We start from the raw sequence: 24,351 nt of genomic DNA, 5'->3' as shown, positions 1-24,351 counted from the left end.
TTGAGCAACACAACGTATTAGCGTACCTTATAACTTATCCAGCTCGACATCACCGCTTACTGTGCTTAGCTCTACACTGCCATCACCACTGCCCGAGGTGAACTGCAGGCTGCGGGCCGGACCGTATTTGGCTTTATTGGCTTTATCATTGCTCAGCTTGTTTTTAATGCTGCCACCGGCTGAGGCTTTAATATCAAACCGCGCGCTGACATTAGCATCCAGCTTTAATTCAATGTCGCCGCTTACGCTGCTGCCGTTAACACGCGGATTAGTTACGCCGCTTAGTTTGGTTTCAATTTCGCCGTTTACCGTGCTTAGTTTCAGCTGTTTAGTGCCGTTTAGCTCCAGCTCGGCATCGCCGTTTACCGTGCTTACGCTGATTTCTTCAGCGCTGCTTTTGACTTTAATTTTGCCGTTTACCACGTCATAGCTCAGTCGGCCTTTGGAGCCTTCGTCGTTTATTTTGCCGTTAACCGAGCTCAACTCTACCTTGCCGCTGGCCGCTTTAACTTTAATTTCGCCGTTTACCGTGCTCAGTTTCACGCTGTTACGTAACTCAGAAGCATCAATGTCGCCGTTTACCGTGCTGATCTGGCTGCTACCGTGAATACCGTTTACGCTAACATTGCCGTTTACGCCCTTAAACTCCACGCTGGCGCCCACCGGCACTTCAAAACGCAGCTCTGCAGCATTGGCTTTGTCTTTCCAATTATAATTCACCTGGCGTGGCATGGTCATTTCAAACCGGGTAAAACCGTCTTTTGAATCCAGCGTATAGCCGGTGGCTTTTTCATCCAGTTTGCCGCTCACGCTGAACTTAGCGCTGCTCACGGCTTTAATGCTGATTTCACCGCTCATTACTTCAATGTAAATTTTTTCATTCGCCGTTACGGTACGGTTTTCGTTAACGGCTTCACGCGCATCGGCCCAGGCCAGTTGGCTGGCGGCCAGTAGTACTAATGCTGCAAGGCCGGTTAGCCGGGTTTGGGTTGCTGTTTGCATGCTACTCTCCTAACTGATTATTAAAGGTTGTTGCAGTGTGGCCTTTTGAATAAAGCTGAGCTGCTGTTGATATAAGCTTTGCAACTGCGCTAACAGCTGCGGTTCATCCGGATAAAATTGTAATGCCTGGCGTACCTGCGCTATGGCCTGGTCCCAATGCGTTAATTGTTGCTGCCAGTTATCAAAGCCCTCACTTACCGCCACTACCTGGCTGAGTTGGGTGGCTTTTTGTTGCTCGTACACCTGTAGCAGCATCAGCTCGGCAGTGGGCATACTGGCCTGGTTGCCGCCTGGTGCTGCGGGTAACAACGCCAGTTGCCAGCCAATTAAACTGACCAGGCCCAGCATGGCAGCGGAGCCCCATTGCCACAGTCGTGGCTTATCTGCAGTGCTGCGTGCAGTAAGCCGGCTTTCAAGCTCCGGCCACAGATCACGCTGCGGGGTAATTTGCTGTGTCAGGCGGTTAATAGCCTGGTCAAGTTGTTGTTCATTCATCAGCTAACCACTCCTGTAACAATTGTCTGGCCCGAAAATACTGCGCTTTAGAGGTACCCTCTGCGATACCCAGCAGGGCGGCAATTTCCCGGTGCTGATAACCTTCCAGCGCAAACAGCACAAATACAGCTCTGGCCTGGGGCGGTAAACGCTGTATTGCCTGCTCTAACGGCGCATCGTCACTGCTGCAGGCTACGCTTTGCTCGCTCAGCTCTGGCTGCTCATCACTGCTGTCGGTTAAACGCAGGTACTTTTCCTGGCGCCATAAGTCGATGGCCGTACGGGTAGCGATACTGTGCAGCCAGGTAGCAAAGCTGCTGTCGCCGCGAAAGCCCGGCAGCTGTTGCCATACCTTAATAAACACTTCCTGGCTGGCATCCTCGGCTTTTTGTTTATTCGCCAGCAGGCGCCAACACACCGCATATACCCTGCCGATAAACTGCTGATACACACTGTAAAACGCCTGCTTATCGCCGTTTTTTGCCGCTGCGATTGCTTGCGCAAGCTCCATTGCCATAAACGCCCTTAATTGGCTGGTGTTATTGTTGCTATTGTCAGGTTAGTCGATAGCGTATAGCGAAAGGTTTAAACGGCGCTGATATTTTTTATAAGCAGGGTAAAAAAGAAAACCGGGAGCCAGGCTCCCGCCACTAAATAGTGAATAATAATCCAGGAAGGAAGGTGTAACGGCACGCAGTATGACGCCGGTCAATGTCAGTTATGTTACAAAAGTGCGACCGTTTTATGAAATTGCCGGCAAAAAAAGGCCGGATACACAGATCCGGCAAATGTTAAGCACTGGAGGAACAGATTTGCCTGAACAGGCCTGCCCACTTTGCCCTGGCTATGTTACAAGCTGATGATTTGTTTGCGTCATATCGGTTACCATTAGCCACTTAAATTACTACACAGCACGGCAACCACATAGCACAACCGGACACAGAGTGTTTGCTTAATTTGCAGCTGAGCGGGCTGGCTGTTGCCCGGCTGCGCGAGCTGAGTAAAGCTGAGCTAACACAACTGCTTAGCACAACAGCGCCGGTTTAACATAGCTGCGCCAGCCTGGCGCGCTGCCACAACCACAGGCACAGCATTAAGGTAACGCCGTACATTAACAAGGCCCCCACTACCACGCCCTGCCACTGCAACCAGTGCCAAAACGGCTGCAAATACAGGCCACCTGTGCTGGCGCCAACATAATAAAATACCAAATACAGTGCACTGGCACTGGCTTTAGCGCGGCTGGCACACTGGTTCACCCAACTGCTGGCCAGCGAATGGCATAAGAAAAAACCAAAGGCATTAATAAAAAAGCCGCAGACAATCAGCCATAAACTGCTGCCCAGGGTAAGTAAGGTGCCCAGCATTAAAATCAACACCCCCAGCGCCATCGCCAGCGGTACCGGCAGTTTAAGCGCTACCTTGCCGGAAATGGCCGAACCGATGGTACCGGTAAAATAAGTGATAAACAGCAGGCCAATCCAGAAGCTGGACAAATTATAGGGTGCATCCGACAGCACAAAGGCAATATAGGTATATTGGTTTAAAAAGATAAAAAAGCTCAGGCCGCCAATCAGATAAGTAAGCAATAACAGCGGCTGACGTAAATGAAACAGGTTATCAGCCAGCGCCTGACGCAAGCGAAACGGCTTAGCGCTAAAGCCTTTTGCCGCCGGTAAATAGCGCCAAATCAAGTAACAACTTAATGCGCCAAGCACTGCCATTGGCCAAAACACCCATTGCCAGTGGCCAATATCGGCCAGGGCGCCGGCCATTAAACGCCCGCTGATGCCGCCTAACGAATTGGCACTGATATAAAACCCCACTGCCGCAACCAGCGCCGGTTTACTGTACTCTTCGCCCATATAAGCAATCGCTACTGCCGGCAGGCCACCGAGAAAAATACCCTGCAGCGCGCGCCAAAACAATAAAGCGCCATAGCTCTCTACCTGAGTCAGCGCCAGGGTACTGAGCGTCATACCAATAAGCGTTAGCAACAGAATATTCTTGCGCCCGCGCGCATCGGATAACGCAGCATACACCAGCAGCGACAAGCCCAGGCATAAGGTACCAATGGTATAGGTCCAGCTGGTTTGTAACGGTGTTAAGCCAAACTCGCGGCTAAGCACCGGCAATAAAGGCTGCAGCAAATGCAAATTAGCAAACACCACCATTGCCGCTAAACACAGAGCAAAAGTGGTACGGTAAAACGCCGGGCTTTTATACTCGATCACAACGCAGGGCCTTGGTTTATCAGTTTAGCTGTTGCCAATGGCCGCCAGTATAAAGCTATTTCTGCACACAAACGAGTTAGCCGCCCGCGCAGCAACCGCCACCGGCAGAAAAAGTGAAATTTTGGCTAAAGTTTAGCCGGCTGCAGCCGATAACCGGTAACGGGCTATACTAAAGCCACTATTTCAGGAGCATCCTATGAGTATTTCTTCCGGTAACACCTCAGCTAACGTTACGGCTAATAACGCCGGCGCGGCCAAACAAAATCCCGCGACGCAAAAAACTGACGATAACCGCGGTATTAAAGATATGGCGGCCCAGGCTAAACAGGCGCAAAACACCGCTATTTTGCGCGCCAACGAGCAGGTGTCGCTGCGCAGCAATAACGACTCGCTCAGCTTACTCTACAAAACCGCACTGGAAGGCATTAACGCCGAACTGGAACCGGTACTGGGCGAAAACGCCGCGCAAAAAATCTATGACTCCGGCATTGATACCTCACCCGAGGCCACCGCAGATCGCATCGTTGCCTTTGCTACCGGTTTTTACAGCCGCTATAAAGAGCTGAACCCGGGCGCATCAGAAGAGGAAACACTGGATAAATTTCTCGGCATCATCGGCGGTGGTATTGAAACCGGCTTTAACGATGCTAAAGATATTCTGAAAGGCTTAAAAGTGTATGAAGGCGAAGTAGAAAGTGGCGTCGATAAAACCTACGGCCTGGTAATGCAGGGGTTAACCAGCTTCCGTGAAAAAATGCTGGAGATGGCAACTAACCCGCCTGCTGCTGACGATAATGACAATACGGATAACAGTACTGATGGTGAAAAAAGCAGTTAACCACAGCATGCAAGCTTTGGTTAAGCTACACGGACTCCTGCTAAATCTGATGCCAATGAAATATGATGCACACCCTAATCTGAGCGGTGGAAAAACCTACAATGGATAAAACCTGTTTTTCCCTTCTTTTTTTGCAATGTACATATTAGTATCGGCGACGCTTATGAGCCTATCGAAAGAATTACCGCTTTCAGGAAAAGAAGAGAGCCCCATACTTGCTGAAACATGTAACTCAGTATTTCTATACGTAATTGGAGTGCTGATTGTCGAAATTAACTTTTTAGCTACTACCCTTAACTGCTCCTCATTGCCAATTTCAGCGAGAATTACTAAAAACTCATCCCCTCCAATACGACAAAGGCAGTCTGAGCTTCTGAGTTCATTGGTTATTTTATAACTAACGCCTTTTAAAACTGTATCACCAGCATCGTGACCATAGTTGTCATTTATAGACTTAAATCCATCCAGATCAATGTAAATAATGCCTACGGCTTTGGTGTTTCTTTTGGCTAACTCAACTGCTGAAAAGACTTTCTCCTTCGCCAGGCGAAGAGTTGCCGCTCCGGTAAGCTCATCATAGTTTGCAAGTTTTTCAATTTCCACGTTCTGGCTTTCTATTTTTGATATTAGCTGCCTAATTTTTTCATATGCAGAGGTAAAAGCCATGATAAAAATAAAGTTAAAACTGACTATAGGCAGAAGGGTACCCAACCAATTTAATGGTGATGCAATTAATTTACTTAGCTCAATTGTCGCGTTATCAAAAAAGTGAAAGAAAGCAATGGAACTCAACAGCAATATTGCAATAAATGTTGAGTAAATTACTTTAACATTATGAGGTCTTAACAATGACAGAAAAAATACCGATGAAATCAACCAGTGCATTCCGGCACCTAACATACCATAATTAACAACACCCACCACACCTATCAACACTAGCAAACCATATAAAAAATACACTTGTATATTTAACTTTATTTTTGGCTTTATTAAAAATAAAGTTAAAAGAAAAAAAGCGAAAAACAAATGAATACAGAATACCTCTCAGCCACCCAGAGTGTACGACCTCATTGCTGAAACAAGCAGACCAAAAACAGCCAACACAATAACAGCTAACCAAACCCTATTAATAAAGTATATCTTAAAGTCAACTTTAGCCATCGCAGCGCTTCCACATCTTAATGCAACCCACATAAAAACAACTTAAATTTAAGAAAGAAAAATCTCTCAACACCAATTTTTTATTTAACAACCCTACCAAGCCTCCACATCAACACATTTTAAGAATTAAACCCTACCAAGAACAATATTTTAGACAAATGTTAATCTTTATTATTAAATTTTAAATGATTTCACTGCATTCAATGATAGCCTCAAGATAAAAGGGCCTGTCGCGCGCACCAGTAAAATATCACCAGAGAAAAATACCTCTGTATTGCCATGAGGAATAAACTTCATGCCACTTATCTCTCAAAATGCTGTTCGTAATTGTAAATAGTTGAAATTAATTAGAACTGGCTTTCACTCTATATAAACAAGCATACAAGACAGGTATAACGCCCAGTGTTAGCAGGGTAGAAAACGCCAGACCAGCCATAATGGTGATCGCCATCGGCTCCCACATTGCCCCCCCGCCCAGATAAAGCGGAATGAGTCCTAAAACAGTGGTGACAGTCGTTAAAAGGATCGGTCTGGCCCGGGTTTGTGCAGCTTTACAGATGGCCTGATAGTGTTCAGTGCCGCCGTTCAGCTCCACTTTAATACTTTCTAATAACACGATGGCGTTATTAATCACTATGCCGGCTAAGGAAACAATCCCCAGTATCGTCATAAAACCTATATAAGAGTTCGCCAGCATTAAGCCTGAAATTACCCCGATCAAACCAAGAGGAATGGTAAACAAAACAATTAACGATTTACGTATACTATTGAACTGGCCAATCAGCAGAATAACGATAATCATGCCTGCGACAGCTAAATTGTCAGCAATTGATTGATTAGCCTTAGCCGAGCTTTCGTATTCGCCGCCAAACTGATAACTCACCTCGTTATTCCAATTACGGTGTTGCTTACTGAGCCAGGATTCCAGATTGGCTACTATTTGCGCCGCATTGGCATCTCCCACCAAATGCGCGCCCAGTGTTACAGTGCGTAACCCGTTTCGTCGTTGAATTTTGGCCAAGTCCCATGTAAGTTCGACATTGGCTACCTGCGACAGCGGTACCGAATTCCCCGTTACCTGAGAATAAACCGCCAGCGACCTGACCTTACTCAGTGTATTCCTTGCCGATTCCTCGGTGCGCAGCAGTACCGGGATACTGTCTTCCCGTTCCCGGTATTCCGTCAGCTCAAGGCCGCTTAAGCTTGATTGGAGTGAAATAGCAATATCCTGACTGGTGACACCGGCCCTTTGTGCCCGCACCTGATCAACGGCAACATTGAGTTTTTTAATGCGCTGCCCCCAATCATCAGTGACATTCTGCAGCTCCGGCATTTGATACAGGTGTGCACGCACCTGTTCAGTCACGCTGGCCAGCATGTCCGGATCCCAGGCAGATAAACGTACTTCCACCGGATTATCTACGGCAGGGCCATTGCCTATCAAACTAAGAGTAAGCGTCAAATCAGGATGTTGGCTTTGTGCGTAGCGCTGAATTTGCGCCATATAGTCTTTTATGTATTGCTCGTCTGTGACATTGACAATCATCAAGGCGTAGTTATTGCCGGACGGTTTAGGATTGTGTGACAAGATAAAGCGCGGCCCGCCATTGCCAATATAGGTTACCCAGTTTGTGATGCCGTGTTGCCGTCCTTCTTGCTGCAATAGCTGTTCTGTCATATAAGCTTCAAGATCTGCAGCCACAGCTTGCGTACTTTGAATGGAATAACTGGTCGGTAACTCAAGTTCCATTTTGAAGTAGGCACGTTCAGATGGCGGAAAGAAGATTTTGGGTAGCAATGCACTGCCAATCAGCGCCGCTATCAGCAGTAAGATTGTTAAACTTAAGGTTGCAAGCCGGTTGCGCAGCATAGTGTTTAACAGCCGGCGATAGAGCCGGTCAGCGAGACCTTGGTTGTTCGCTTCTTTCGGCGTAACCTTCAGAAACTTTATGCATAGCAGCGGGATGATGGTTACGGTAATCAGCCAGGAACATAGCAAGGTAATAGTGACAACTTTGAACAAGGAAGATGTAAACTCTCCTACATTTGATTTAGCTAAATAAATGGGTAGAAAAGCGGCGGCGGTTGTTAAGGATGCTGTCATAAGTGGAAAACCCAGCTCTTTTGCTGAGGCAAGCGCTGAGTCCAACGCACTCTTCCCCTTCTGCATCTGGGCCATGATGCTTTCAGACATAACAATACCGTTGTCTACTAACATACCCAGCGCGATAATCAGTGCCGCCAGAGAAATTTGATCCAGGCCGATGTGAAACAGATCCATCACAATCATCGACAGCAAAATAGAGGTCGGAATAAGCATGGCAACCACCAAACCGGTGCGCATGCCAAGCGTTAGCAGCATAACAAAAGTGACCACCAGCATGGCTTGCATCAGGTTGGACATAAAATCTTTTACTTTGCCATCGACCTCTTTTGGTGAAAAGTTGATAAGTTGAAACTCGACCCCATGAGGATACTGCGTTTCAAATGCAGCAATGGCCTTGCGCACTTGCTTGCCAAGCTCAATATTGTTGCCGCCTTCGCGCATAGACAGCGCGACAGACAGCGCCCTTTTACCCGAGCTATGCACCCGGGATTTGGCGGGATCGATGTAAGCGCGTTTAATTGTTGCTATATCGCGCAACATAATTAAGCGATTGTTCTTCGGTGAACTTATCAGCGTTTTGCCTATATCTTCAATAGATTCATAGTTGCCGCTTGGTTCAAGTACAATACGCTCCGGGCCAAGGTTAAATTCACCGCCGGATATAACGATATTCCGGGCCGACAGTATCTGCGACAGTTGATAAGGTGAAATGCCCAGCTCCGACAATCTGGCATTGTCGTATTCTACAAATACTTGTTCTTCTTGCTCGCCGAAAATCTCAACTTTGGCCACATCGGGAATGTTTTGCAAAACAGCCTGCACTTTGTCCGCTACGTTTTGTAGCTGCGCATCACTCAGCCCTTCACCGGTCACCGTCATCACTACGCCAAACACATCGCCAAATTCATCATTAATAAAGGGGCCAACCACATCGTCTGGCAAGTCTGGCACGACGCCCTCAATTTTGCGGCGTAAATTGTCCCAAATAGGCCGCATGTCTTTATAACGCTCTTTAATATTGACACGTACTATAGATACGCCGGTGCGGGATTCACTTTTAACAAAGTCCAGCTCAGGTATTTCTTTTGCCACCTCTTCGATCTTCGACGACACCAACTCTTCAACCCTTTGCGGGCTGGCACCAGGAAAGTACGTGAGCACCTGGGCTGTTCGCACAATAAAACCCGGATCGTATGCCCGAGGCATTTTTATAAAGGTCTGCCAGCCAGCAATAAAGATGAAGAGCAGCGCAACAATAGTGATGCGGTTGTGATGAATGGCAAGTCGAGTGATTTTCACTGCTGCTCTCCCCGGGCCAGCCTTACCTGCAAGCCGTCCGACATTTTACTCATGCCCGCGGTAACAATGGTTTCTCCTGCAATAAGCCCACTGAGAATGGTTATTCCTTGTTCATTAATTTGTCCGGTGGATACAAGGCGCATGTTTACTACGCCGGTGCCGTCACCGTTGTTTTGTACAACATAAACAAACCGCCCATTAGCATTTTCAGCCACGGCATGAGTCGGTATCACTATACTGTTGTCCTCTAACTGCTGCGTTCCTCGCACGGTTAGTGACATACCCGGCAGTATATTGGCACTGCCACTGGCCGCCATGTTGAAGGTGACGGAGTAGGTATGGGAAACAGGGTCTGCCTCTGTGGCAACGGCATGTAAAGTCAATGGAAAACGTTGCTCAGGCAATGCATCGAATGCGGCATAAACCTTCAGCTGACTGTCTTGTTTGAGGCGAATCATCACGGTTTCAGGAATATCAACTTTGATCCGCAGTGTCGATAAATCCTGGATAGTTAAGATCGACTGTTGCGCTGAGACATCTTCAAAGTTATCAACATACCGACGAGCCACAATACCCTTAAATGGCGCTTCAATAATAGTGTACTGCAGGTTCTGCCGCGCGCTTTCAAGTGACGCCAGCGCCGCAACGTACTGGGCCTGCATTTTGTCGTAATCGGTTTGCGAAATCAGCTGTTTAGCCAGCAATGCGCCGGCCCTTGCAAACTCTGCACTGGCCCGCGCATATTCAGCCTGGGCACTGTTCAGTTGAATTTGATAATCCGCATCTTCCAGTGTGGCCAGCACTTGCCCTTGTTCGATTTGATCGCCCTCTTCCGGCACAATACGTGCCAGCTTACCGGCCAGACGAAAGCTGAGATCGGCCTGCTGTCCGGCTTGTACTGTGCCCGGGAATTCACGCCAGTTCTCCGTTGCGCTGGGTTCAACGCGCTGGGTTTGCACCAGCCTGAGCGCTGGCGATGCCTCCGTTTCCGGTGCTTTCTGACAGCCATAGCTGCACAATATCAGACTGAAAAAAATAGCGGCCGATATGGCTTTATTGGGTTTGCTTACTGCATACATTTTTACTCACCATAAACCTGTATCATGGTACAAGGGACATCTTGTGATGCGTGGAGATGGGATATATCCCGCTTAGGGAAATCCTCCAGTAGCTCAGCGGCTTCATTAACGCCTGCCAACTTTGCTTGTGTTAACCAATATGTCGCGACCGTTAGGTCAGTGTTTACGTCACCTGCCAGAGCAACTCCCGCTCGTTTTAGTAAGCGGACACCTTCGGTCCGATGGCCAGAATGAATTTTGCCCAGCAACAAGGCGGCAGGCTCATAGCCCTGAATCGCCGCCAGGCAAAGAAATTCAGTTGCCTTTTGGGTATTGTAGTAACCATCAGACTGCCCGCCTGGCGAGCAACAATAGGATTTGCCAACAGCATATTGCGCTTTTGCATCTCCCGCTAAAGCGTCAGCTAAATACTGGTTGCGAATAATTCCGCTATGCGTCGCCCTGGCGCCTTCGGTAGCCAGTCCGATACAGCTGCTCAGCAAAATACAGGCACTGACCGCAGTCAGCATAATTGCAGCACTTCTCACACTAAGCTCCAGCCAGGCTAACCAAAGTTGTCATGTTCCACCTTGATGATAGGAATGATTAGAATACGCACTTAAAAAGCCGCGCAATTTTATCTGCCTGAATGTTGATAAGAGACGGGAAATGCAAAGTTTTGTAAAAAATGGCAGGGCGGGATGTAAAGAAGGCCATCTGAATTCGCTGAAGTTGCTTCGGGCAACCTCATGAAACTAAGTGATAGTATTTGGTAAAGTTACAATAACCTTTAACCCGCCCTCGTCTCTGTTTTCTGCTTTTACTGTCCCGCCATGCAACTGCACAGCACGTTGCGCGATGGCCAGTCCTATACCGCCACCGCCCATACTGTGAGTGCGCGCAGCTTCAACCCTGAAAAACGGTTCGAATAGTGAAGTTAAATCTTGTTCCGGTACGCCCGGGCCACTATCACAAACCTCAACCGCTATATTTGTCCCGGCATTTACTACGCGAACTATTACGTTTGTATTGATTTCTGTGTAGCGCAGCGCATTACGGATGATGTTTTCAAAGGCACTTTGCATCAAAGCGCTATCGAGCTTTAATATGCATTTTTCCGGGCCAATAACTAACACATCTTTATTTTGGGCAAACCCCTCGATAGATGCGTCTTCCGCAATAACATTAAGCAGGTCTATTAAGTCAGTGGTATGCCGGTTAATTTCATTAAAGGACTCCAGACGGGTAAAAACGAGAATTCGCTCAATTAATAAATTTAGTCTTTCACTTTCCACTTCCATTCGATCAATGTAGTCAATGTCCAGTTTGCCGTCCTGTTGATCGAGCTTTTGGCGGGAGAGAGAAAAAAGCGCTTGCAATCTTGCCAGTGGAGAGCGTAATTCGTGCGAAACATCACGCATCAGGCGCTTTTGCCTCTCCAATAATTGGTAGATTTTTTCCGTCATAAGGTCAAAGTCTTTTGCCAGCAAGGCAATATCGTCACGACGTCCGGCGACATTATGAGCGACGCTGATGCTCAAATCGCCACTGGCCACTTTTTGACCGGCTTCCCGAATAAGCCGGATAGGTTGAACAATAAAACGTGACAAGGCCAGGGAAACGATGATACTGACTATCAGTGCCGTAACCCCCAAAGTAAGTCGTGCCCACGGCTTTATTAATAACTTTGCAATGGGGAAATAATTCCTGACGCCAATTACTGTATATCCGTCTAAATCCTCACGTATTACTGCAATCCCATCTTCGTCATGTATCTTTGATAAGTCCATATCAAGGTTATATTCACGGCCCAGCAGTTCTTTTCCATCAGGAGCAATAACGTAAATCTGAATAACATTTTCAGCGTCAAGAATGTATTCACGCTGCAAACTATGAGCGTCAATTGTTTGATGTTGCTTCAGTTTTTTACGTATACCAATAGCAACATTCTCTGCCATTCGTTTGTAAAAGGGCGGCGAAGTTTTTGCCGTGCCTTCTGGTAACCATCGCGCCACGGCACTGGTCAACAGGGTAGTGGTAATAATGATGACCCAAACAGACAGGAATATTCGTTGAAAAAAGCGGTACATCGACTGACACTCCCCTCATAAGCTTACATAAAGGTAACCCCGACCCCGAACAGTTTTAATTCGCTGTTGCCCATCAGGCATTGGGCCCAGCTTTTTTCTCAAGCTGACGATATGCGCATCAACACTACGATCGAATTGTGAAATACGCCGGCCAAGCGCATGTCTGGAAATTTCGTCTTTTGAGACAACTTCGCCGGCCATACTGGTGAGTTTTTCCAGTATCATAAATTCGGCACTTGTCATCAATATAGGTACTCCATTTTTTTCAACAGTGAGTGAGCCGGATTTAAGTTTCAAATCTCCAACCGTAATAAAACAGCCTTCAACCTCAACGGTGCCATTTCTAACTGACACCCTGCGCATAATAGCTCTTACTCTGGCAACTAACTCTCTCAAGTTGCAAGGTTTCGGTACATAGTCATCAGCACCTATTTCAAGTCCCAGTATTCGGTCAAGATCATCACCGCGTGCGGTTAACATTATGACGGGGGTCTCCTTCTTCCTGCGGATGTATTTTAATGTTTCAAATCCATTCATCTTCGGCATCGTTACATCCAGTATGATGACGTCGTAATCCTCAGATATGGCTGATTCTCTACCTGATTCTCCGTCATTTTTCGATGTGAATGTAAAACCGCCTTCAGATAGAAAGTAAGCTTTCACTGATTCCGTTAATACTTCGTCGTCGTCTACCATAAGTACTTTTATCAAACTATCGGCTATCATCTAACCCTCTCACTTATCGTGACATCGCAGGATAAATAAACTTTAAGCCTTGAAGCTAAAAAAAACAACATCATAAGATAAAACCTTCCACGCAAACCAACCTCCCTCACTACCGAACAATGTAAAGCGCGCACCAAAATAATAACCAAGCAGACCTTAATAAAAAATCAATCTTAAACAATAAAAATACAGAACCACTTGGCAAGCCTTAATAATAATACTGCACTGATTAAAATAGAGTCACAGCAACACACCGGATTTTCAACAGATAACCTTTACAATTAATGGGCTGAAGCTTTGATCTTCAATATAGAATAAGTTAAAATTAAGCCTGTTTTAATTATTACCGGTAATGAAATCATGTCAAGAAAAGTACCTTTTTATGTGTTATTTCTATTGGCTTTGTCGGCTTGCTCCGTAAATAATTATGAGCAATCTGCCAAAGATAAGGCAGAAAAAGAAAAGATATGCCAGGAAATGAAAGAGAAAATGCGTGAGCTGAAAGGCCGCCCGGTCAGAAGGACCGAGGTGAACCGCCAATATCAACTGGAGTGCATGTCAGACTTTTAGCTTGGGCTGCACAGTCAGCCCTCCCTTCGTTAATTTACCAATGACATCAGATAAAATGATGGCGCCGTCAATTGAGACGGCTATAAAATAAATTATATCAAACTTATAAAGTTAACATCTCTTACAAAGAAAATCCTTTCCGTATTTCTCTGCGGCTTTCTTCCTGAATGGCATTCCACTCTTTCAATTGTGACTCTGTCAAAATGTCAGAAAGCTTTTCTTTAGTATTGTCGCTTAACATTAGCATCTCACTTCTAAAAGATCTTAGATTACGAAAGGATATGCTCGCGCTCTCTTTGTCAAGGCCGTATTTTTCAAAAAGATTATCCCTATCTTTTATATGTTGTTCTAATACCGGGGAAAATTTAGTCTCCTGCTCAGACGAAATACTTAACCTTTCTTTTATTTTTACAACATTCATTTCTGGGTAATAACGTCCAGAAGTTGTTTCTTTTTCATTTGCCAACACTGGTTGAGTTAATGAAAAGATAACAGCAACAAACAAAATGAAAGACTTTTTTATCATGACTTACCTTGCATATTAATTCGGCGTTTAAAGAATTTTTTGCTGTGAGTAAAGAACACTTGCAGCAAGACCATAACAATGGTGTTGTGAACTTATAATTTTACCAATTGCTATGTACAGTAACGCCCTGTAATGCAAAGAAATGTAAAGTTTAAATTGCGTACCATCGATGTCAGGCGGCGCAGAGGACTGTTAAGAGGGTGGTTCCTATATCTTGCTTTTACAGGACTTGGCTGCGGGCGACAGCGTTAATTTTCGCTTTTCGCTCACCGCGCCTGCTAAGTTGAGTAAAATTGTTGCCATTTTCAGTCACGAATAAAATACTGACCATTTCGGCTAAATCATTTACTGGTTGTCAACCAGCTCCGCTGCCGTTATCCGGGTTACCAGCAGTTGGTCAATTTTATAGCTGTCGATATCGACAACTTCAAACTTGTAGCCGCCATGCAGCACAAAGTCGGTCCGTTTCGGGATTTTACGCAGCGTGTACATCATAAAGCCGGCGATGGTTTCGTAGTTCTCCGGGCTGGGGAACGTATCAATATCCAGCACCCGCATTACATCCTGCAGCGGCGTTAAGCCTTCCACCAGCCAGGAATTAGCATCACGCGCCACTATTTGATCTTCTTCCGAGTTTACCAACTCGCCCATTACGATGCTCATTACGTCTTTCAGCGTAATAATGCCTACTACCAGCGCGTATTCGTTCATGATAATGGCAAAATCGAGCCCGGCCGATTTAAAGTGCTCCAGCACCTCGTACAGCGACAACGTATCAGGAATGATTAACGGCGCCCGCACTATGCCTTCTTTTTTCAGCGAAATGGGCTGGTCGTGCAACACCTGCATCAGAATATCGCGCGTATCAACATACCCCACTACCTTATCCAGCACTTCGTCACATACAATAAATTTGGCATGCGGATGCTCAGCAATTTTGGCTTTAATATTGTCCTGAGATTCATTATTGGTAAAAAAAATCAGGCTCTCACGAGCTGTCATTGCAGAGGTAACCGTACGCGACTCCATGTCAAACACGTTTTCCAGTAACTGATGCTCGTGCTCCTGCAACACCCCTGCCTGGGCGCCGGCTTCCATCATGGCAATAATATCCTCAGGGGTAATATCGTCTTTGCGCATCGTCGGCACGTTAAACAGGCTGAAAAACAAATTGGCCAGGCCATTAAATAGCCAAACAAAAGGCTTGAGCAGGGTAATTAAAAACAGCATAGGGCTTACTACCCGGGTGGCAATTTTTTCCGGCGCAATCATTGCCAGCCGTTTGGGCATTAAGTCCGCAAATAAGATAAATAACGAGGTAACAAAGAACACCGATAAAGCAAAGCCGGCGTTGGCGACCCAGCTGCCCTGAAAAAATAATGCCAGTAATGAGCTGAAATAAGGCGTAAAGGCCGACTCGCCCAAAATACCACCCAAAATAGCCACCGCATTCAGGCCGATTTGTACTATGGTAAAAAAGTTGCCCGGGTGCTCCTGCAACGCCAGCACTTTTTCTGCATTCACATTGCCTTCGGTCGCCATCAAGCGCAAACGCATTTTACGCGACGCCGCCAGCGCAATTTCTGAAATAGAAAAAAACGCACTGCTGGCAACCAGCAATAACATTAACAACATATATTCCGGCGTCGACATATGATCTCCTGCAAATCGTTTCAGCATCAGACGCTGATATATTGCGCCGCTGATACATTGCGCCATTATAGCCTCAGTTGGCCGGTAATCGTGCTAACTAACTGAAAATAATCAAACAGAAATAAATGTATCCTGCCCGGCGCAGTTTTTGTAGCACTGGCTATACTTCAGCAGCAACTACCATCACGGAGCGGTACCATGAAAAAAGTCGTGTTAACTCTGGCGGCACTGTGCGTTATAAACACAGCAATGGCAAATGAGCAAATAGCCGAAACCCTGTGCGGTTATATAAAAGAAGACAACCGTAATCAGCTGCGTAAAACCTTGTCTGAGAACAAACTTAACGTGCGTAATATCTACAGCAGCATTACATGCAATAACGAGTCTATGCTGCAGTTTGCTATTCGCCACGACGCCTTTGAAAGCGGCTCTTTTATTGTTAAACAAATGCCATCGAAAACCCTGGCTGAGTTTGACTATGCGGCATGGGCCGGCAAGAATGGTTATGATGCCTCTGCGTTGGTCGATGTGATAAAAACCCGTATCGGCGAGTAAACTAGCCGGCGCCAACAGCGTTAAAGCCCTGCTGTTGGCGTTATCACAGTTTCATTTGATACATATCAAGTTGCATTACCTGCCAGGGTGTACATTTATTAGCCAAGCCATAAACGCGGATCTCACCATGACGAAAGTGCTGAGTGTAGTGCTGGCCGGCGGTGCCGGTAAAAGATTGCAACCGTTAACATTAAAGCAGGCCAAGCCGGCGTTAACCTTTTTACAGCGCCGCAGGATTATCGACTTTGTATTAAGTAACCTGTGGCACTCCGGCTTTAAACAATTGCTGGTGCTAACGCAATACAAACCACACAGCTTGCTCCGGCATTTGCAACAACTGTGGCAACCGGTATTTGGCCGCGATGGTTTTTTACAGCCGTGTCAGGCCGCAGAACAGCTAAACCTGGGCACCGCCGGTGCTGTGGCCGCCGAAATAAGCAAGATTCGTGATTACCGGCCCGATGTTATTGCCGTACTCAGTGCCGACCATATATATAAAATGGACTACCGCCAAATGCTGGCCCGCCATCAACAGCAGCAGGCTGCCGTTACCGTCGCCGCTATCGCCGTGCCGGTGGCGCAAGCGCGGCAGTTCGGTATTTTTATCGTAGATGACAATTTTACTATTACCGGCTTTGTCGAAAAACCGCAGGGCGCGGTGCCACAGATCCCGGGCCGGCCGGGCTTTGCCCTGGCCTCAATGGGTAACTACTTGTTTAACGCCACCAGCTTGTATCAACTGCTGGATACTATCGACCTGAGCGCGCCCTGTGATTTTGGCCATGATCTGTTGCCGGCACTGTTTGCGCAGCGCCAGGCCTGTGTTTACGACTTTTGCAGCAACCGTTTACCCGGCGAGCAAAGCCTGCCGCACTACTGGCGCGATGTCGGCACCTTAGCGGCCTATTTCCATAGCCGGCTGGATGTATTGCAACACACGGACTGGCTGGACGGGCCGCAACAAGACTGGCCAATATTGGCAGCTAAGCCGGCGGCGCAACCAGTCTGGCATTACAGTGGCGTAGTGCAACGCTTAAAACCCGCCGGACTGCATCCGTTTTATCTGTAACAGGCCGTCGCTATAACAAGGCAAACGCCAGCGCCAAACTGCGGCCGCTTAACACCAGACTTACCAGCAGTACTACTGCGCCCAACGCATTTTGCCGGCGGTTATTGCGATACTGCACCGGCAAGCTGTAGTTCATTGCCAGCAATAAACACAGGCAAATCAATGGCAGCAAAATGCCGTTTGCCACCTGGGCAAACCAAATTACCTTCACCGGCCGTACGCCTAACGACGCCAGTATCACGCCACAGATAATAATACCCAGCCAGGTCAGGCGGAACAGCGGCTGTTGTAAATCCAGTGGCTTACCCAAAATACCGGCTAAGGCATAAGCCGCAGCTAACGGCGCAGTAATGGCCGATGACAGCCCCGCCGCCAATAGCCCCAGCGCCAGACACCAGGTGGCGGCACTGCCAAATAACGGCGACAGCGCCTGTGCCAGCTGCGCCACATTGTCTAATTGTTGCTCCGTACCGAAAAACGCCGCTGCAGCGGTGGACACTATGGCAATGGATATCAAACCTCCCAGCGGAATAGCAACAGCAATATCCCGCGCTGAGGAGCGCAGCGCCTGCTCTGTATTAATGCCCGCTTGCGGCCACTTTTGCGCGGCAGCGGCTGCATGCAAAAATAATGAATACGGCACCACTGTAGTACCAATCAGCGCAACTACGGTAAGCACCGCGCCAGGCGGAATAACCGGCCAAAATGCGCCCTGCAGCAAGGTTAATATATCCGGCCGCGTTAGCAGCATAGTGCCGATAAACGCCAGGCTCATCAGCAATACCAGCGCAATCAGGCAGCGTTCAATCAGTTTATATTGGCCAAACCACAATACCGCTGCGGCAATAAAACCCAACAGCAGCGCCCACAGGTTAATACCGGTGGCACTGTGCCAGCGGTTAATCAGGCCGATATCGCCAAACAGTGCATCGGCGCCCAGCGCCGCACCGCTGATATTACCGCCCTGATAAGCACTGTTGCCCACCACGATAGCGGCAATCACCAACAGCAGTAACGGCCAGCGCAGCAGCGGATGCGTTATCAGATCGCGCAGGTTCTCCCCCAGGCCGCGGCCGGTAACAATACCCAGCCTGGCCGCCATTTCCTGCAACACCATAGTGGCAAACACCGAAAACAGCAGTGCCCATACCAGCGCATAGCCATAGTTTGCCCCGGCCAGCGAGGCAGTAATAACGGTGCCCGGGCCAATAAAAGCCGCGGTAACTAAGGTAGCCGGGCCAAACAGCGATTTTTTCTGCGCTGAGCCTGGTGGCGAAGATTGATTTGGCATAAATAGCAGGTAGGAAAAAAACAATGGCGCTACCTTAGCATAAGGTAGCGCCATTGGGTCAACTGTTCAGCCCTGCAGGGTGCGGTTTAAAGCAGGCCCTCTTGGGTATCCAAATGTTCCTGCCGGTGATGCTCAGCAATTTCATCGGCTAACTGCTGTTTCGAGCGCTGCTCGCGAATACGCCGCTCGGTTAACCAGAAGAAAAACAACGGTACAAAGAACACTGCCAGGAAGGTTGCTGCCATCATGCCGCCCATAACCCCGGTACCTACGCTGTGCCGCGCCCCGGCACCGGCGCCACTACTGAATGCCAGTGGCACTACGCCAAGAATAAACGCCAGCGAGGTCATAATGATGGGCCTGAACCGCAACCGCGCGGCTTCAAGTGCTGCAGTGCCGGTGCTCCAGCCCTGCTGCGTTTTCATCAGTGCGTATTCCACAATTAAGATGGCGTTTTTCGCCGCTAAACCGAGCAAGGTGACCAAGCCTATCTGGAAATAAACATCGCTGGTTAAGCCGGCAATCCACACCGCCACCAGAGCGCCGAAAATACCAAACGGCATCGCCAGTAATACCGATAACGGCAGTGACCATTTCTCATACAAGGCAGCTAAAATCAGGAATACCATTACCACCGCCATACCGAGCGCCAGCCCGGTGGTACCGCCACTGCGTTTTTCCTGGAAGGCACTGCCGGTCCAGTCATAGCTGATATCCGGTGGCAACATGGTATTGGCAATACGTTCTACCTCAGCAATGGCCTGGCCTGAACTGTAACCCGGCGCAGCATTACCCAGCAGTTTTACCGCCGGCAGGTTGTTGTAACGCTCCATATTGTCCGGCCCCGAGCTGTACTGAATATTCGCCAGCGCCGACATCGGGATCATCTCACCGCTTTGGCTTCTAACATAAATATGCTTAATGTCTTCGGGCTTCATCCGAAACTCAGCATCCGCCGACATCAGCACCTGCCAGGCACGGCCATACTTATTAAAATCGTTAACATAGTAAGTACCCAAAGTACCGGCCAGGGTATTAAAGGCATCGTTTACCGGCACGCCCAGCGCCTTAGCGCGTTCGCGGTCCAGCTCTACTTTCAGCTGCGGCGTATTGGGCCGCCACAGCGTTTGCACTCCGTCCAGCACCGGGCTTTGTGCTGCTGCGCCCTGCATTATGCCCATGGCTTCGGCCAGTTTTTCTGCACCACCGTCACCACGGTTTTGCAGATAAAACTCAAAACCGCCGGTATTACCCAAACCAAAAATAGGTGGCGGGTTAAACGCCAACACCAGGGCTTCATTAATGTGGCCGGTTTTCATAAACAGCTCGTTCACCAGATCACTGGCACTGATGTCGCGCTCGCTCCAATCCTGTTGCGTGACAAAGATGGTCGCCGCACTGTTTTTATAACCGCCGCCGATAAAGTCGAAACCGGCGAAGCTGATCACATCTTTGTTGGCCGGATTAGAACGAATAGCGGCGATTACCTCGTCGGTAACGCGCTGGGTGCGCTCCAGCGATGCGCCGTCCGGCAAAAAGATCGCAGCTATATAAAAGCCCTGATCTTCATCCGGCACCAGTGAACCGGGCGTAGCCTGCCACAAGCCGGCGGTGATAAAAATCATGCCGCCCACCAGCACCAGTGCCAGCAAGCCACGGCGTAAGAAAAACCCTACCGTCGCCACATATTTGCCGGTAATACGGCGGAAAAATTCGTTAAACCAGAGGAAAAACTTCGCCGTTTGTTTGTGTTCATGCCGTAAAATGGCAACACATAATGCCGGTGTCATTACCAGTGCCACTACGCCGGACAAGCTGACCGCGATGGAGATAGTTACAGCAAACTGGCGGAATAACTCGCCGGTTAAGCCGCCTAAAAACGCGATCGGCACAAATACCGCACACAACACCATCACTATCGCCACCACCGGGCCGGACACTTCCTGCATCGCTTTAATGGCAGCATCGCGCGCCGATAAATGCTCTTCGTGCATAATACGTTCAACGTTTTCCAGTACCACTATGGCATCGTCTACTACGATACCAATTGACAGCACCATACCAAATAACGTTAGGGTATTGATGGAGTACCCCAGCATATACAAACCGGCAAAGGTACCCAGTAAAGAAATAGGCACCGCCAGTATAGGAATTAAGGTAGCGCGCCAGTTCTGCAGGAATAAATACACCACCAGGAACACCAGCAACATGGCTTCGGCCAGGGTTTTTACCACTTCACTGATCGATACTTCAACAAAACGTGTGGTGTCATAAGGTGTGGCCTGCGCCAGACCGCTGGGGAAACGTTCAGCTAATTCGGCTACGGTACGGTTAACTTCGGCCGCCACATCCAGTGCATTGGCACCCGGCTGCAGAAAAATACCCACCAGGGTAGATGACTGGCCATTGTACTGGCCGATAAAGTCGTAATCGCGCGAGCCCAGCTCAACCCGGGCAATATCTTTTACCCGTAGTGTACTGCCGTCCGGGTTAGCGCGGATAATCACATTTTCAAACTCTTCCACGCTGGAGAAACGGCCCTGTGCCGTTACCGTATATACCATATCCTGGGCGGCAGCGGCCGTGGGCGTAGCGCCAATTTTACCGGCGGCAAACTGGGCATTTTGTTCACTCAGCGCTGCAGCAATTTCCGGTACGGTAATTTTCAGCTGGCTCATTTGATCCGGCCGCAGCCAAATGCGCATGGCATAGTCTTTGGCACCGAAAATCTGCACATTGGTGGTGCCGGGAATGCGCTTTAGCCGGTCCAGCACGTTTAAGGTGACATAGTTTGAGGTCCATAAATCATCGCGGCTGCCGTCCGGCGAGTAAAACGCCTGCACCTGCAAAAAGCTTGATGAGCCCTTCTCTACCGTGATGCCCTGGCGGCGTACTTCTTCCGGCAAGCGCGCTTCTACCTTGCTGACGCGGTTATTCACGTTAACCGCCGCCTGATCTACGTCGGTACCAATTTCAAAGGTAATAAAAATGGTGGTAACGCCTGAGCTGGTAGAGGTAGATGACATATACATCATGCCTTCCACCCCGGTAATGGCGTTTTCCAGCGGTGCCGCCACCGTTTGCTCCAGCACTTCTGACGAGGCGCCGGGGTACATGGCCATCACCTGTACCACCGGCGGCGCGATTTCCGGATATTGCGCTACCGGCAGGCTGCGCATCGCGGCTAAACCGGCCAAACAAATAAAAATACCTATAACAAAAGCAAAAATAGGCCTGTCGATAAAATAACGGGAAAACATATGCTTTATCCTTGCCTGTTAGCCTTTAGCTGCCGTATCTTGCGCCAGTTGTACCGGCATACCCGGGAAGAAAATGCGCGCCATACCTTCGGTGATCACCGTATCACCGGCTTTAAGACCGCTTTTAATGACCCAGCCATTGTCACCATTTAACTTCACCCATTCGCCCACTTCTACCGGTGCCGGCAGGGCTACTTTGCCACCCTGTTCACCGTCGGCCAGCAAATAAACAAACTTACCGCTGCCGCCGTCCAATACGGCTTTTTGTGGCACCACTATGGCGTTATGCCGCACAGCACCTTCCAGTTGAATACGGACAAACTGGCCAGGACGCAGCAATAAATCGGGGTTGGCAATTTCTGCTTTCATCTCGCTGGTGCCGGTTTGGCTGTTAATGCGCACGTCGGAAAAGTCCACCACGCCGGTTTGGTTGTATACCTCACCGTTGGCCAGCAGCAGCTTTACCCGCCACTGCTGCGGCAGGTCTACCGCACCATTTTTTGCTTCGCCGCGCAATTGCAATTGATCACGCTCTGCAACCGAAAAGCGCACATACATAGGGTTTAATTGCGTTACGTTGGTCAGCAACAGTTCCGGCCCCGGCACCAAAGTGCCTTCAGATACCAGCTCACGGCTCACCACGCCGGCAATAGGCGAGCGTACTTCGGTGTAGTTCAGCTGTAACTGCGCTTGCTGCAAAATAGCTTCTGCGGTTTTCACATCGGCTTTGGCTACATCAACGGCAGATAAGGCATCATCATAATTTTGCTGTGATACCGCGCCGTCTTTACTCAGTTGCTCTAAGCGTTTTAATGTGCGTTGGCCCAAGGCCTGGCGCGCCTGCGCCGCTGCTAACTCTGCTTTATTGCGGTTAACCGCAGCCTGATACGGAGCCGCATCCAGGCTAAACAAGCTTTGCTCTGCCGTTACCGTGGCGCCTTCGTTAAAGTTACGTTGCTCTAAAATGCCGGATACCCGGGCGCGAATTTCTACCTCGCGCGAACCGGCCAGCAATGCCGGCGACTCAATCAGCAAAGGCACGCTTTGCGGTTCAACCGTAAGCACATTCACCGCAGCCGGTGGCATGGCGGCCATGCCGGCGTCGGCCGCGACAGAAGGATCGGAGCAGGCAGTTAATCCGGCCAGAGAAAATAATACAGCGCCGGCTATGGCCGTACGGAAATAACATGACTTACGTGTCATAAAAGCACCTTTGAGCTGGCCGGTGTCCGTACCGGGCAATAAAACAGGCGCCGGCAGGTTCACAGGGTATTGTTATGCAATAAACAGCGGTAATAAGAATGAATCGCAGTAAAATAGCATATTTTTTACCGATCGGAATGGAATAAATATGAAGAATTGTAAAAAAGTGTGGCAGCTGCATCCGGGTCGCAAGCTGTTGTTTGTTAGCACTAACTCTATTGCAGCGGTAAAAAAAAGCCGGCGCGGGCCGGCATTTTACAACACAGACTAGGGTTGGCCAGCGCCATTTTCGCCATCCACCTCTACCGGCTGCGGCAACATATCTTCCCTACTGATGCCGAGGATCTCGGCAATGGCACTGGCGACATAAATTGACGAGTAGGTGCCCACCGCAATGCCAAACAACAGCGCCGTGGCAAAACCGTGAATTAACGCGCCGCCCAGATAAAACAATACAACCAGCACCAATATGGTGGTTAACGAGGTAATAACGGTGCGGTTAAGTGTGGAGGTAATGGCCGTATTGATCACCTCCGCCGTGCTGCAATCACGCAATTTGCGAAAGGTTTCGCGAATACGGTCAAACACCACTATGGTATCGTTAATCGAGTAACCTATCAGCGCCAAAATGGCCGCCAGCACAGTTAAGTCAAACTCCAACTGCAGCACAGAGAACAACCCCAGCGTCAGGATCACATCATGTGCCAGCGCCGCAACGGCACCTACCGATAAGCGCCATTCAAAGCGCATCGCCACATAAAGCAAAATGCCCACCAGTGCAGCTAACATGGCCAGGCCGCCGTCTTGTTTTAACTCTTCGCCTACGCTGGGGCCTACAAACTCAACGCGGCGCATGGTTACCGGCTCAGCTTGCTGTGCATTCAGCGCCTGTAATACGGTATCGCCTACCACCGCTTGGGCAATATCGGGCCGCAGCGGTATGCGGATCAGCACATCGCGGCTGGTGCCGAATAACTGCACCACCGCATCACCATAGCCGGCCCTCTCCAGGGTGTGGCGTACGGCAACGAGATCGGCCGGTTGGGCAAAACCGGCTTCAATAACGGTACCGCCGGTAAAATCCAGCCCCCAGTTAATACCGTTCAGGGCAAAAGAGGCCAGCGAGCCGGTTAGCAGCAGCAAAGATAACAGCACCGCCGGCCATTTTAGCCGCATAAAATTCAGTGGCCGCGTAAAACTAAATACCTGCATAC

Annotated in this window: 20 protein-coding genes; 4 read left to right on the top strand and 16 right to left on the bottom strand. The window is 48.8% G+C overall.

The genetic code is table 11. The annotated features are described in order from the left end of the window. Positions 1 to 27: 27 nt before the first annotated feature. From ACTZWV_RS06630 to ACTZWV_RS06615, 4 genes are all read right to left on the bottom strand, one after another. Positions 28 to 1,002, bottom strand: a complete 975-nt coding sequence (locus tag ACTZWV_RS06630) for a DUF4097 family beta strand repeat-containing protein (protein ID WP_444785789.1) — start codon at positions 1,000 to 1,002, stop codon at positions 28 to 30. A gap of 9 nt (positions 1,003 to 1,011) precedes the next feature. After that, positions 1,012 to 1,497, bottom strand: a complete 486-nt coding sequence (locus tag ACTZWV_RS06625; RefSeq protein ID WP_444785788.1) for a hypothetical protein — start codon at positions 1,495 to 1,497, stop codon at positions 1,012 to 1,014. Then, positions 1,490 to 2,014, bottom strand: a complete 525-nt coding sequence (locus ACTZWV_RS06620) for an RNA polymerase sigma factor (RefSeq protein ID WP_444785787.1) — start codon at positions 2,012 to 2,014, stop codon at positions 1,490 to 1,492. Before ACTZWV_RS06620 ends, ACTZWV_RS06625 begins: the two co-directional genes overlap by 8 nt. A 526-nt stretch (positions 2,015 to 2,540) precedes the next feature. Then, positions 2,541 to 3,731 (bottom strand): MFS transporter, encoded by a 1,191-nt coding sequence (locus ACTZWV_RS06615; RefSeq protein WP_444785786.1) that lies wholly within the window; start codon positions 3,729 to 3,731, stop codon positions 2,541 to 2,543. A gap of 196 nt (positions 3,732 to 3,927) precedes the next feature. Between ACTZWV_RS06615 and ACTZWV_RS06610 the strand changes: the two genes are divergently transcribed. Then, the gene (locus ACTZWV_RS06610) at positions 3,928 to 4,569 is read left to right on the top strand and encodes a DUF5610 domain-containing protein (RefSeq protein ID WP_444785785.1); all 642 of its coding nucleotides are present in this window, start codon (positions 3,928 to 3,930) and stop codon (positions 4,567 to 4,569) included. Positions 4,570 to 4,665: 96 nt separating this feature from the next. Here ACTZWV_RS06610 and ACTZWV_RS06605 read toward each other — a convergent pair whose 3' ends face one another. The 6 genes from ACTZWV_RS06605 to ACTZWV_RS06580 all read right to left on the bottom strand — a co-directional run bounded on the left by ACTZWV_RS06605 (position 4,666) and on the right by ACTZWV_RS06580 (position 13,010). Beyond that, on the bottom strand, positions 4,666 to 5,595 hold the full coding sequence (locus tag ACTZWV_RS06605) for a GGDEF domain-containing protein (RefSeq protein WP_444785784.1): 930 nt from the start codon (positions 5,593 to 5,595) through the stop codon (positions 4,666 to 4,668). Positions 5,596 to 6,073: 478 nt separating this feature from the next. Then, a complete protein-coding gene (locus ACTZWV_RS06600) occupies positions 6,074 to 9,136 on the bottom strand; it encodes an efflux RND transporter permease subunit (RefSeq protein WP_444785783.1) in 3,063 nt (1,020 codons plus the stop codon). Next, positions 9,133 to 10,215, bottom strand: coding sequence for an efflux RND transporter periplasmic adaptor subunit (locus ACTZWV_RS06595; protein WP_444785782.1), 1,083 nt, complete (start codon positions 10,213 to 10,215; stop codon positions 9,133 to 9,135). The genes ACTZWV_RS06600 and ACTZWV_RS06595 overlap by 4 nt, the downstream gene beginning before the upstream one ends. Positions 10,216 to 10,217: 2 nt before the next feature. After that, positions 10,218 to 10,742 (bottom strand): hypothetical protein, encoded by a 525-nt coding sequence (locus ACTZWV_RS06590; protein ID WP_444785781.1) that lies wholly within the window; start codon positions 10,740 to 10,742, stop codon positions 10,218 to 10,220. 207 nt (positions 10,743 to 10,949) lie between these two features. Next, complete coding sequence (locus ACTZWV_RS06585; protein ID WP_444785780.1) at positions 10,950 to 12,284, bottom strand: ATP-binding protein; 1,335 nt, start codon at positions 12,282 to 12,284, stop codon at positions 10,950 to 10,952. 15 nt (positions 12,285 to 12,299) lie between these two features. Then, complete coding sequence (locus ACTZWV_RS06580; protein WP_444785779.1) at positions 12,300 to 13,010, bottom strand: response regulator; 711 nt, start codon at positions 13,008 to 13,010, stop codon at positions 12,300 to 12,302. A gap of 360 nt (positions 13,011 to 13,370) precedes the next feature. Here ACTZWV_RS06580 and ACTZWV_RS06575 point away from each other — a divergent pair, with 360 nt between their 5' ends. Continuing rightward, complete coding sequence (locus tag ACTZWV_RS06575; protein ID WP_444785778.1) at positions 13,371 to 13,580, top strand: hypothetical protein; 210 nt, start codon at positions 13,371 to 13,373, stop codon at positions 13,578 to 13,580. A 121-nt stretch (positions 13,581 to 13,701) separates the two neighbouring features. Here ACTZWV_RS06575 and ACTZWV_RS06570 read toward each other — a convergent pair whose 3' ends face one another. Beyond that, complete coding sequence (locus tag ACTZWV_RS06570; RefSeq protein WP_444785777.1) at positions 13,702 to 14,106, bottom strand: hypothetical protein; 405 nt, start codon at positions 14,104 to 14,106, stop codon at positions 13,702 to 13,704. Positions 14,107 to 14,451: 345 nt separating this feature from the next. Further along, entirely contained in the window at positions 14,452 to 15,759 is a 1,308-nt protein-coding gene (gene paeA, locus ACTZWV_RS06565; protein ID WP_444785776.1) for a polyamine export protein PaeA, read from the bottom strand. Between the two features lie 198 nt (positions 15,760 to 15,957). Here paeA and ACTZWV_RS06560 point away from each other — a divergent pair, with 198 nt between their 5' ends. Next, positions 15,958 to 16,314 carry a DUF3718 domain-containing protein gene (locus tag ACTZWV_RS06560; RefSeq protein WP_444785775.1) on the top strand — a complete coding sequence of 119 codons (357 nt, stop codon included), beginning with the start codon at positions 15,958 to 15,960 and terminating at the stop codon, positions 16,312 to 16,314. Between the two features lie 127 nt (positions 16,315 to 16,441). Next, complete coding sequence (locus ACTZWV_RS06555; RefSeq protein ID WP_444785774.1) at positions 16,442 to 17,383, top strand: sugar phosphate nucleotidyltransferase; 942 nt, start codon at positions 16,442 to 16,444, stop codon at positions 17,381 to 17,383. A 10-nt stretch (positions 17,384 to 17,393) separates the two neighbouring features. Here ACTZWV_RS06555 and ACTZWV_RS06550 read toward each other — a convergent pair whose 3' ends face one another. The 4 genes from ACTZWV_RS06550 to secF form a co-directional block, all read right to left on the bottom strand. Continuing rightward, complete coding sequence (locus ACTZWV_RS06550) at positions 17,394 to 18,728, bottom strand: Nramp family divalent metal transporter (protein ID WP_444785773.1); 1,335 nt, start codon at positions 18,726 to 18,728, stop codon at positions 17,394 to 17,396. A gap of 32 nt (positions 18,729 to 18,760) precedes the next feature. Further along, entirely contained in the window at positions 18,761 to 21,934 is a 3,174-nt protein-coding gene (locus ACTZWV_RS06545) for an efflux RND transporter permease subunit (protein ID WP_444785772.1), read from the bottom strand. A gap of 18 nt (positions 21,935 to 21,952) precedes the next feature. Beyond that, positions 21,953 to 23,137 (bottom strand): efflux RND transporter periplasmic adaptor subunit, encoded by a 1,185-nt coding sequence (locus ACTZWV_RS06540; protein ID WP_444785771.1) that lies wholly within the window; start codon positions 23,135 to 23,137, stop codon positions 21,953 to 21,955. Between the two features lie 267 nt (positions 23,138 to 23,404). Beyond that, entirely contained in the window at positions 23,405 to 24,349 is a 945-nt protein-coding gene (secF, locus tag ACTZWV_RS06535; protein WP_444785770.1) for a protein translocase subunit SecF, read from the bottom strand. Positions 24,350 to 24,351: the final 2 nt, after the last annotated feature.

The sequence above is a fragment of the Rheinheimera sp. NSM genome (assembly GCF_052380015.1).
Lineage (GTDB): Bacteria > Pseudomonadota > Gammaproteobacteria > Enterobacterales > Alteromonadaceae > Alishewanella.
Note: the sequence above shows the minus strand (reverse complement) of the source record. Positions and strands in the feature narration are given on the sequence as shown.

Excerpts from the sequence above, each read along its gene's own strand:
- ACTZWV_RS06630 (WP_444785789.1), bottom strand. The coding sequence starts at position 1,002 with ATGCAAACAGCAACCCAAACCCGGCTAACCGGCCTTGCAGCATTAGTA.
- secF (WP_444785770.1), bottom strand. The coding sequence starts at position 24,349 with ATGCAGGTATTTAGTTTTACGCGGCCACTGAATTTTATGCGGCTAAAA.
- ACTZWV_RS06585 (WP_444785780.1), bottom strand. The coding sequence starts at position 12,284 with ATGTACCGCTTTTTTCAACGAATATTCCTGTCTGTTTGGGTCATCATT.
- ACTZWV_RS06625 (WP_444785788.1), bottom strand. The coding sequence starts at position 1,497 with ATGAATGAACAACAACTTGACCAGGCTATTAACCGCCTGACACAGCAA.
- ACTZWV_RS06550 (WP_444785773.1), bottom strand. The coding sequence starts at position 18,728 with ATGGCGCTACCTTATGCTAAGGTAGCGCCATTGTTTTTTTCCTACCTG.
- ACTZWV_RS06610 (WP_444785785.1), top strand. The coding sequence starts at position 3,928 with ATGAGTATTTCTTCCGGTAACACCTCAGCTAACGTTACGGCTAATAAC.
- ACTZWV_RS06595 (WP_444785782.1), bottom strand. The coding sequence starts at position 10,215 with ATGTATGCAGTAAGCAAACCCAATAAAGCCATATCGGCCGCTATTTTT.
- ACTZWV_RS06540 (WP_444785771.1), bottom strand. The coding sequence starts at position 23,137 with ATGACACGTAAGTCATGTTATTTCCGTACGGCCATAGCCGGCGCTGTA.
- ACTZWV_RS06575 (WP_444785778.1), top strand. The coding sequence starts at position 13,371 with ATGTCAAGAAAAGTACCTTTTTATGTGTTATTTCTATTGGCTTTGTCG.
- ACTZWV_RS06545 (WP_444785772.1), bottom strand. The coding sequence starts at position 21,934 with ATGTTTTCCCGTTATTTTATCGACAGGCCTATTTTTGCTTTTGTTATA.
- ACTZWV_RS06620 (WP_444785787.1), bottom strand. The coding sequence starts at position 2,014 with ATGGCAATGGAGCTTGCGCAAGCAATCGCAGCGGCAAAAAACGGCGAT.
- paeA (WP_444785776.1), bottom strand. The coding sequence starts at position 15,759 with ATGTCGACGCCGGAATATATGTTGTTAATGTTATTGCTGGTTGCCAGC.
- ACTZWV_RS06560 (WP_444785775.1), top strand. The coding sequence starts at position 15,958 with ATGAAAAAAGTCGTGTTAACTCTGGCGGCACTGTGCGTTATAAACACA.
- ACTZWV_RS06580 (WP_444785779.1), bottom strand. The coding sequence starts at position 13,010 with ATGATAGCCGATAGTTTGATAAAAGTACTTATGGTAGACGACGACGAA.
- ACTZWV_RS06555 (WP_444785774.1), top strand. The coding sequence starts at position 16,442 with ATGACGAAAGTGCTGAGTGTAGTGCTGGCCGGCGGTGCCGGTAAAAGA.
- ACTZWV_RS06570 (WP_444785777.1), bottom strand. The coding sequence starts at position 14,106 with ATGATAAAAAAGTCTTTCATTTTGTTTGTTGCTGTTATCTTTTCATTA.